The organism is Gemmobacter caeni (genome assembly GCF_003054195.1).
Lineage (GTDB): Bacteria > Pseudomonadota > Alphaproteobacteria > Rhodobacterales > Rhodobacteraceae > Gemmobacter > Gemmobacter caeni.
The window spans coordinates 1-8,258 of sequence record NZ_QBKP01000046.1 but is presented as its reverse complement, the minus strand read 5'-3'; the positions used below and the strand labels follow the sequence as shown (position 1 = coordinate 8,258).

Sequence of the window (8,258 nt, the reverse complement as noted above, 5' to 3'; positions counted from 1 at the left end):
TCTCACCAACAGGCCGCGTACCGTGCCTTCTGGATGGTGAAACCGTCGTATGGGATTCTCTCGCAATTCTGGAATATCTAGCTGAGATATACCCGTTTACCTCACGATCAGCCTCATCATCTCGGCATGCATGAACATCTTCAACCGGGCCGTCAGGCTGAAGGAGCGCTGAGATGCAGGAACAACTCGTCTTCGTGCGCAACCAGATGCTGCCGCCCGAGGCTCCGCCACCGGGGCAGAAGGGCATCACCCGCTGGATGCGCGAGAACCTTTTCTCGGGACCGATGAACTCGGTCCTCACGGTGCTGGGCATCCTGGCCGTGGTCTGGCTGCTGATGCATATTCTGCCCTGGCTGATGCATTCGGTCTGGAACGCCAATTCACTCAACGAATGCCGCCAGATCATTCAGGAGCGCTGGGGTGAAGGCGCGACCGGGGCCTGCTGGGCCATGGTGCGCGAACGCTGGCCGCAATATCTGTATGGCTTCTACCCGCGTGACCTCTACTGGCGGCCAAACCTTTCGCTGCTGCTGCTGTTCGGAGCGCTGGCGCCGGTGTTGTATTCCAGCCTGCCCCGCAAGATGCTGTGGATCACGGCACTTTACCCGGCAACCGCCTTCTGGCTGCTGTGGGGCGGCTCGATCTGGGCGCCCGTCGTGGCAATGCTGGGTTTCGTGGTGCTGTGGCTGGTGTTCTCGGTGCTGCAACCGCGCCTGGGCGTGCCGGTCTCTGCCGGGATCGGCGTGGTCGTGGCGTCGCTGTGGTGGCTGTTCCTGCAAGCTCCGGCCACCGACCTTCTGCAAGGCATCCTGCCGCTGAGCCTTCGCCCCGTCGGCAGCCGGGACTTCGGCGGCTTCCTCCTCTCCTTCGTGATCGGTGTCACCGCCATTTCGGCCTCGCTGCCCATGGGCATCCTGCTGGCACTGGGGCGGAAATCCGACATGCTGCTGGTGCGTACCCTTTCGGTGGGCTTTATCGAGTTCATCCGGGGCGTACCGCTGATCACGTTGCTGTTCACCGCCTCGCTGCTGCTGCAATACTTCCTGCCGCCCGGCAGCGATTTCGACATCATCCTGCGTGTCATCATCCTCGTGACCCTGTTCGCTGCGGCCTATATCGCCGAGGTGATCCGGGGCGGCCTCGCGGCGCTGCCGCGCGGCCAGTATGAGGCAGCGGATGCGCTGGGGCTGGATTACTGGCAGGCGCAGCGGCTGATCATCATGCCGCAGGCGCTGAAAATCTCGATCCCAGGCATCGTCTCGTCCTTCATTGGCCTGTTCAAGGATACCACGCTGGTGGCCTTCGTCGGCCTGAACGATCCGCTGAAGGGCATCACCACGATCGTGCGCGCCGACATCAACTGGAAGGGCATCTACTGGGAGCCCTATATCTTTGCCGGCGCCATCTTCTTCCTCATCTGCTTCGGCATGTCGCGCTACTCCATGTGGCTCGAACGCAAGCTGAAGACCGATCACCGTTAAGGAGCCTGACCATGGCTGAACACGCAATCGACCGCTCGAAACTGAAGGTCTCCGACGAGGTCGCCATCCAGATCACCCAGATGAACAAATGGTATGGTCAGTTCCACGTCCTGCGCGATGTGAACATGACGGTTTACAAGGGTGAACGCATCGTGATCTGCGGCCCTTCGGGGTCGGGGAAATCGACGCTGATCCGCTGTATCAACCGGCTTGAGGAACATCAGGCCGGGCAGATCATCGTGGATGGCACCGAACTGACCAACGACCTCAAGAACATCGACAAGGTGCGCTCGGAGGTCGGGATGGTGTTCCAGCACTTCAACCTGTTCCCGCATCTGACGATTCTGGAAAACTGCACGCTCGCCCCGATCTGGGTCCGCAAGGTTCCAAAGAAAGAGGCGGAAGAAACCGCCATGCATTTCCTGCGCAAGGTGAAGATCCCTGAACAGGCCAACAAATATCCCGGCCAGCTTTCCGGCGGTCAGCAACAGCGCGTGGCAATTGCCCGCTCGCTCTGCATGAAGCCCCGGATCATGCTGTTCGACGAACCGACCTCGGCGCTTGATCCCGAGATGATCAAGGAGGTTCTGGATACCATGATCGAGCTGGCGGAAGAGGGCATGACCATGCTCTGCGTCACGCATGAAATGGGCTTTGCCCAGGCCGTCGCCAACCGCGTGGTGTTCATGGATCAGGGGCAGATCGTCGAGCAGAACGAACCGCGTGAGTTCTTCAACAATCCGCAAAGCGAACGGACCAAGCTGTTCCTCAGCCAGATCCTCGGCCACTGAAGTCTGTCGGAATCAGAAAGGGGCGCCCGTTGTGGCGCCCCTTTTCCTTTGTGGTCAGGCCGCGATCTCGCGCGGGATGATGAAATCATCCACGCTGCCCTGCCCCCAGTCCACATCCGCCCAGCTTTCCACCGCAAAATCGCAAACCAGCGTGGCGCCGGTGGGATAGCGCTGGAACTCCGCATTCAGCGGTGCGCGGGCGACGATGCGATGGGCGAACTCGCCAATGCCGGGATTGTGGCCGATCATCATCACCACATCCGCCGTCGCATGGCGCAGCACCGCCAGCATGACATCCGGCCCGGCATGGTACAGCGCCGGTTTCAGATCCAGAATCGGTGTGCCGGGCAGCGCGGGCGCGATCCCGGACCAGGTTTTCCGCGTGCGCAGCGCGTCCGAGCACAGCACCTGCCCCGGCACATAGCCGCGCGAGGCCAGCCATTCGCCCAGATCGGCGGCGGCAGCCTTGCCCCGCTCATTCAGCGGGCGGTCATGGTCGCTCATCAGCGGGTCGTCCCAGCTTGATTTCGCGTGGCGCGTCAGGATCAGGCGCTTGGTCATGTGTGGAACTGCCCCATGTGATAGGCTGATTGTTCCGGCAGTCTTGCATAGCTTTGCGACACCGGGCAAGCGCGCCGCACAAGGCAGCCTCCCGTCAGACAGTCGCGCCCCTCTGGCGTATCCAGAAAGCTGTGACAGGCAGGCACATCATACCCCGCCCCGGTCAGCGCCCCGGCGGGACAGGCGGTCAGACAGGGCTGCGTGCAGCTCTCGCAGGGCGGCCTCCCAGCCTCCGGCATCTCCACCACCTCTTTCAGCGCGAGCGCCCCGCGTGCGGAAAAGAACAACCCCTGCCGCACATGCACCAGCAGCCGCACCGGGCTTTCCCATGCCGTGCCACAGCGCAGGGCCCATTGATAGAAGGGATGCCAGGGCGGTCCGCCAAAGGGAAACAGGGCCTTGGCGCCCAGATCGCAGGCCAGCCGCCCGATCACCCGCCGCGACCAGCGATCCACCGGATCGGGCGCACCATCATTCCATTCCGGCCCAGCGGTGAAATGCGCCCAGAACCCCGGCTCCGCCGGCCCGATCAGCAGCAGGGTCCGCGTGCCCGCAGGCAGCTCCTCCCCCGCCGTGACCGCAAACCCGCCCAGAACCTCCAGTCGCTCCGCTGCCAGCCGTGCGGCGATGCCGTCCAGCGTCACGCTCATGGCTTGCTCCTTGCCAAATACTCCCGCCGGAGGCATCCACCGCTTCCGGCAGCGCCGCGTCAGGAAATCAGCGCCGCACGCGCGGCGTCACCCGCGGCACCGTCGAACGGATCTGGCTGCCCGCCCCGTGATCGGTAAACAGTTCCAGCAAACATGCGTTGGGCAGTCGCCCGTCCAGAATTGTCACCGCCCGCACGCCCTGATCCAGCGCCATCAACGCGGTCTCGGTCTTGGGGATCATGCCGCCCGCGATCACCCCGTCGGCGGTCATCTGGCGCACTTCCTCGGGGCTGATCTGCGTCATCACCTCGCCCGCCGCATTCTTCACGCCCGAGACATCGGTCAACAGAAGCAGGCGATCCGCCTGCAACGCCCCCGCAATCGCCCCGGCAGCCGTGTCACCATTGACGTTGAAGGTCTCGTTATCCTCCATTCCGGTCGCCACCGGCGCCACAACCGGGATGATCCCGGCATTATAGAGATCGCGCAGAACCTGCACGTTCATCTCCACCGGCTTGCCGACGAACCCCAGCTCCGGGTCATCGGCGATGCAGACCATCAGGTCGTCGTCCTTGCCGGAAATCCCGACCGCGCGGCCGCCCTGATCGTTGATCGCCTGCACGATCCGCTTGTTCACGAGACCCGAGAGGATCATTTCGACCACCTCAACCGTGGCCTTGTCGGTGACCCGCTTGCCCCGCACGAATTCCGACTTGATCCCCAGCTTGTTCAGCATGTCATTGATCATCGGACCGCCGCCATGCACCACGACCGGATTCACGCCGACCTGCCGCATCAGCACGATGTCACGGGCAAATTCGGCCATGGCATCATCGTCACCCATCGCATTGCCGCCGAATTTCACGACGACCACCGCGCCGGAATAGCGTTGCAGATAGGGCAGAGCCTCGGACAGCGTTTTCGCGGTGGCGATGGAATCTTGCATGGTGCGCAACTGCTTTTTCATGGGGGCCTCGCGGGGTTCAGGCCGTTGGTACCCCCTTTGCCGCCCCCTGCCAAGCTTGCAAATCCCCCGCTGCGGCGTAGGGTGGCGGCAAAGCGCGGAGGCGGCGATGAGCGAACAGAAAGTCATGGTTCTGACAGGGGCAAGCCGGGGCATCGGCCATGCCACCGTCAAGCGGTTCAGCGCCGAGGGCTGGCGGGTGCTCACCTGCTCGCGTCAGGCATTCGATCCGCGCTGCCCCTGGCCGGGGGGAGAGGAAAACCACATCCAGATCGACCTTGCTTCGCCCGACGCCACCATCGCCGCGATTGCCACGATCAAGGAGAAGCTGGGCGGGCGCCTCAATGCGCTGGTGAACAACGCCGGCATCTCGCCCAAAGGGCCCGGCGGCGCGCGGCTGAACACGCTGGAAACCGACCTGCGCACATGGGGCCATGTGTTCCATGTGAACTTCTTCGCCTCCATCGTTCTGGCCCGCGGCCTGAAAGACGAGCTTTCCGCCGCGCGCGGCTCGGTCGTCAACGTGACCTCCATCGCAGGTGCCCGCGTCCACCCCTTCGCTGGCGCGGCCTATGCCACCTCCAAGGCCGCGCTTGCGGCCCTGACACGCGAGATGGCGCATGATTTCGGCCCGATGGGCGTGCGCGTGAACGCCATCGCGCCGGGTGAGATCGAAACATCAATCCTCTCCCCCGGCACAGAGAAGATCGTCGAGAAACTGCCGCTGCAACGCCTTGGTCAGCCCAAAGAGGTGGCAGATGTCATCTGGTTCCTGTGCTCCGACCAGGCCAGTTACATCTCCGGCTCAGAAATCGAGGTCAACGGCGCCCAGCACGTCTGACCCCACATACCTGCTTGACCCCGCCGGGGATTGTATCTAATCAGCCAGAAGGCTCCGGCGGGTTGGCGGAGAGGTTACGCAGCGGATTGCAAATTCGTGAAGACCGGTTCGATTCCGGTACCCGCCTCCAAATATTTCCAATGGCTTAGCCGAAAAATTCCGCGCCTTCGGGCGGGCATTTTGTAAGACGTTTTGCAAATCCGTTCATGCTACACCCCGTTTTGCCACTGTCAGGGCCTCAAGGATGCGGTCGGATTCGTGTTGCGCGGCGCCAGCTTCTGGACGGTGCAGTGTCAGCTTCTGGACGGAAAATTTTGCGCCACCCATTTCCTGACGGCGCCCGAGCCGGAACCTGACGACCGTCTCCTCACCCCTGAACCTGAACAAGCTGGCTCACGGCCGCGCCGACCTCCTCAAGTGTTGTCGCGGCGTCGATTGCGGCGCTGGCGGTGAGGCGGAGGGCCTCCAGATCGGCGGCGGTGCTGCGCCAGAGGGTGGCGAGGTTGAGCCAGATCTGCGCGAGGCTTGCGGCGTCGGGGGCGGTGATGCCCAGCTCGGCCGAGAGCAGCGGATAGGCGGCGGGGTCCGGTGTGGGATCGGCCATCCAGGCGCGGGCCTCTGCCTCTTTCGCCAGGTAGATCATGCTCTGCCCCGGCAGATCGGTGATCAGCGTGGCGCGGGCGGCGGTGACGGCCGCTGCCAGCGTGACACGGGCCTCGGCTTTGGCGGCCTCCAGCGCGGTTGCGGCGCGGGCCTCGGCGGTTAGTGTCTTGCTCCAGTCGATGCTCATTCTGCGGCCTCCTCAGGGCTATAGCTCGGCAACAGGATCGACCCGTCTGTGGTGACGAAGATCGGTTCGGGATGGGTGACGGCATGCGCCTCGGGCGGCGCGGGCCACGGAATCGGGCCATGCGGCAGCAGCAGGGTCAGATGGATCACCCCGTCGATCCGGGTGACATCCGAGGCCAGCCAGTCGCAGTTCACCGCTTCACGCGGCAGGACGGCCCCCTCGGGCAAGGGGCCGAAGTCGAGATTGGCGCCGTCGATGGTCAGGACATCGCCCTGCCGGGACAGGATGAGGATGGAATCGGAGCGGAAGGGCGAGAACGAGATCTGCATGGGTGGTCCTCCTCAGAACCAGCGGCCGATGGTGAGCAGCCTGAATTGCTGTCCGGTGACTGCGCTTGTGCGCCAGGCGCGCCAGCTGACAGACGAGGTGTTGAGTGGACGCCCCGCGCCCCATGCGTTTTCGGTATTCGCAGAACACACCGACACCACCATTCCCGTCGTGGCAACAAACGTGGCAGGCAGCGTCGTCGTCTGAACATCCGAAGTGCTGTAGATCGCACCGGCCGCCGTTGTGACATCCACAGTCAGCGTTGCGCTGACGCAGATCTGGGTGCCATCCGCAAAGCGGACGTATTCGCCGTTCGCATTGCTGCCCCGTTCGATGATCGCGCCGGTCGGCACACCGGCCGACTGACTGACCGGCCCGAGGATATTGTCCCGCATCAGGACTTCATCCCAGGCGGTCCAGCCATCGGTTCCACGGCTGCGGACATACTGGCGCATACTTGCGGTGCTCGCCGTGGTCCCGCCGAAGGTGGTGTAGGTCTGAACAACGTTATGGGCGGCCCGGAAGATCACCTGCAAGGCTCCCGCCGCATATGACGGGTAGTTGTTGCCGGGCGTATTTGCGGCACTCCCGTTGTAATAGAACCCGGAGACCAGAAGCGCATCCAGATTGTCGGCGGCACCGAGGCTGATCGCCCCGCCCAGACCGTAATCCCCGGTCCTGACCAGCCGCCCGGCGGTGGTATCGGTTGCGGAGCCAGTCGGCACGAGGCCCAGCGTGACGCGCATCGCCGCCTGATCCGCGTCATCGAGCAGCGTGCGGGCAAAGGCGCTGAGCGTGGCCAGCGCCGCCGTGCCTGCGCCGGTGTAATAGGCGAGCTTGTTGGCCGAGGTCGTGAGGCCCGCCAGCGACGACAGGTTGCCATTGGTCAGCGCCGACAAGACCTCGCGGGCGGCCGAGAGGACGCGGGTGGCATCCGGCGTGAACCGCACCTCGTAATTCGCGCCGGACAGCGCCGCCCCCGGCCAGGGAAAGGCCAGCGTGAGCGAGGTCGCGCTGTTGACGCTGGCAATCCTGACGCTGAGCCCGGCCGCCCAGAACATGTCCCCCGCCTCCAGCCCGGCGGCGATCCAGCTGGTGCCGCTGCCGGTGACGGTGGTGGAGCCTGCCCCGAGGGTGACCGTGCCGGTGGCATAGCTGACGGGCAGATCAGGCATCGGGGGCCTCCTCCGCCGGAAGGGCGGCTTCCAGTTCGGTGATGCGGGCCTGAAGATCCGCGATGGCCTGCGCCTGGATCAGGCTGCGGTTGCGGTAATGCTCGACCAGGGCATGAGCCTCGGCAAGGGCGACGGCGGGATCGATGGCGACAGTGGTCATGGGGTCTCCTCCTGCGGCTGCGGCAGCCATTCCCCGCCGCGCAGAATGCATGTGGCGGGATCGATACCGGGCGGCACGATCACCGCGCCCTCCGGCACATCTTCGGGATTGGTGCATTTGCCGGTCACGGCGGGCAGACCCGCCGCATCGGCCTCGGCCCAGACAATCATCGTGTCACTCCTGTGATGGTCATGCGCAGCCTGCGCAAAATCGGGCTGCTGACCGAGCCGGTCAGAATGCTGACCCGGTAGCGCACCCCGTCAAAATCGCCGTTGATCGAGTCGCTGTGGATGCGCACCAGCCAGTCTGTCGTGGACTGGTCGGTCCCGCCCAGCGTCTCGTAGCCAAGCCAGGTGCCGCCATCGCGCAGATCCCGCTCGACGCGGTAGCGGGTGTTGCCGTCGCCGGTCAGCTGATTGCGGGTCTCCAGCTTGATATTGGCAAAGTAGATGGCATCGGGGGACAGGCCGGTCAGGGTGACGGTGTTCACCACACTCCAGGACCCCGTCGTGTCATTG

13 protein-coding genes and 1 tRNA gene are annotated in these 8,258 nt (G+C 64.3%); 5 read left to right on the top strand and 9 right to left on the bottom strand.

Annotated features, from left to right (window positions below):
• From C8N34_RS25290 to C8N34_RS25280, 3 genes are all read left to right on the top strand, one after another.
• Window positions 1–134, top strand: a 134-nt coding sequence (locus C8N34_RS25290; protein WP_211317745.1) for a glutathione S-transferase N-terminal domain-containing protein, incomplete at its 5' end; no start/stop codon positions are given.
• 39 nt (window positions 135–173) lie between these two features.
• A complete protein-coding gene (locus C8N34_RS25285) occupies window positions 174–1,481 on the top strand; it encodes an amino acid ABC transporter permease (protein ID WP_108131005.1) in 1,308 nt (435 codons plus the stop codon).
• Window positions 1,482–1,492: 11 nt separating this feature from the next.
• Window positions 1,493–2,272 (top strand): amino acid ABC transporter ATP-binding protein, encoded by a 780-nt coding sequence (locus C8N34_RS25280; RefSeq protein ID WP_054303823.1) that lies wholly within the window; start codon window positions 1,493–1,495, stop codon window positions 2,270–2,272.
• Between the two features lie 54 nt (window positions 2,273–2,326).
• Here C8N34_RS25280 and C8N34_RS25275 read toward each other — a convergent pair whose 3' ends face one another.
• The 3 genes from C8N34_RS25275 to argB all read right to left on the bottom strand — a co-directional run bounded on the left by C8N34_RS25275 (window position 2,327) and on the right by argB (window position 4,450).
• Window positions 2,327–2,833, bottom strand: a complete 507-nt coding sequence (locus C8N34_RS25275) for a SixA phosphatase family protein (RefSeq protein ID WP_054303824.1) — start codon at window positions 2,831–2,833, stop codon at window positions 2,327–2,329.
• Window positions 2,830–3,483 carry a ferredoxin gene (locus C8N34_RS25270; RefSeq protein ID WP_108131004.1) on the bottom strand — a complete coding sequence of 218 codons (654 nt, stop codon included), beginning with the start codon at window positions 3,481–3,483 and terminating at the stop codon, window positions 2,830–2,832. The genes C8N34_RS25275 and C8N34_RS25270 overlap by 4 nt, the downstream gene beginning before the upstream one ends.
• A gap of 67 nt (window positions 3,484–3,550) precedes the next feature.
• Window positions 3,551–4,450: an acetylglutamate kinase gene (gene argB / locus C8N34_RS25265; protein ID WP_054303826.1), complete on the bottom strand. Its 900-nt coding sequence runs from the start codon at window positions 4,448–4,450 to the stop codon at window positions 3,551–3,553.
• Between the two features lie 106 nt (window positions 4,451–4,556).
• Here argB and C8N34_RS25260 point away from each other — a divergent pair, with 106 nt between their 5' ends.
• Window positions 4,557–5,288: an SDR family NAD(P)-dependent oxidoreductase gene (locus C8N34_RS25260; protein WP_054303827.1), complete on the top strand. Its 732-nt coding sequence runs from the start codon at window positions 4,557–4,559 to the stop codon at window positions 5,286–5,288.
• Between the two features lie 56 nt (window positions 5,289–5,344).
• Window positions 5,345–5,418, top strand: a tRNA-Cys gene (locus C8N34_RS25255).
• 237 nt (window positions 5,419–5,655) lie between these two features.
• Here the strand turns inward: C8N34_RS25255 and C8N34_RS25250 are convergent.
• From C8N34_RS25250 to C8N34_RS26555, 6 genes are all read right to left on the bottom strand, one after another.
• Entirely contained in the window at window positions 5,656–6,078 is a 423-nt protein-coding gene (locus tag C8N34_RS25250) for a hypothetical protein (protein ID WP_108131003.1), read from the bottom strand.
• Window positions 6,075–6,407, bottom strand: coding sequence for a hypothetical protein (locus tag C8N34_RS25245; protein ID WP_108131002.1), 333 nt, complete (start codon window positions 6,405–6,407; stop codon window positions 6,075–6,077). The genes C8N34_RS25250 and C8N34_RS25245 overlap by 4 nt, the downstream gene beginning before the upstream one ends.
• A 12-nt stretch (window positions 6,408–6,419) precedes the next feature.
• A complete protein-coding gene (locus C8N34_RS27065) occupies window positions 6,420–7,580 on the bottom strand; it encodes a pyocin knob domain-containing protein (protein ID WP_108131001.1) in 1,161 nt (386 codons plus the stop codon).
• Window positions 7,573–7,740, bottom strand: coding sequence for a hypothetical protein (locus C8N34_RS26565; RefSeq protein WP_161806037.1), 168 nt, complete (start codon window positions 7,738–7,740; stop codon window positions 7,573–7,575). The genes C8N34_RS27065 and C8N34_RS26565 overlap by 8 nt, the downstream gene beginning before the upstream one ends.
• A complete protein-coding gene (locus tag C8N34_RS26560; RefSeq protein ID WP_158640818.1) occupies window positions 7,737–7,910 on the bottom strand; it encodes a hypothetical protein in 174 nt (57 codons plus the stop codon). The genes C8N34_RS26565 and C8N34_RS26560 overlap by 4 nt, the downstream gene beginning before the upstream one ends.
• A partial coding sequence (locus tag C8N34_RS26555) for a hypothetical protein (protein WP_170120583.1) occupies window positions 7,907–8,258 on the bottom strand: 352 nt, incomplete at its 5' end. The genes C8N34_RS26555 and C8N34_RS26560, both read right to left, overlap by 4 nt.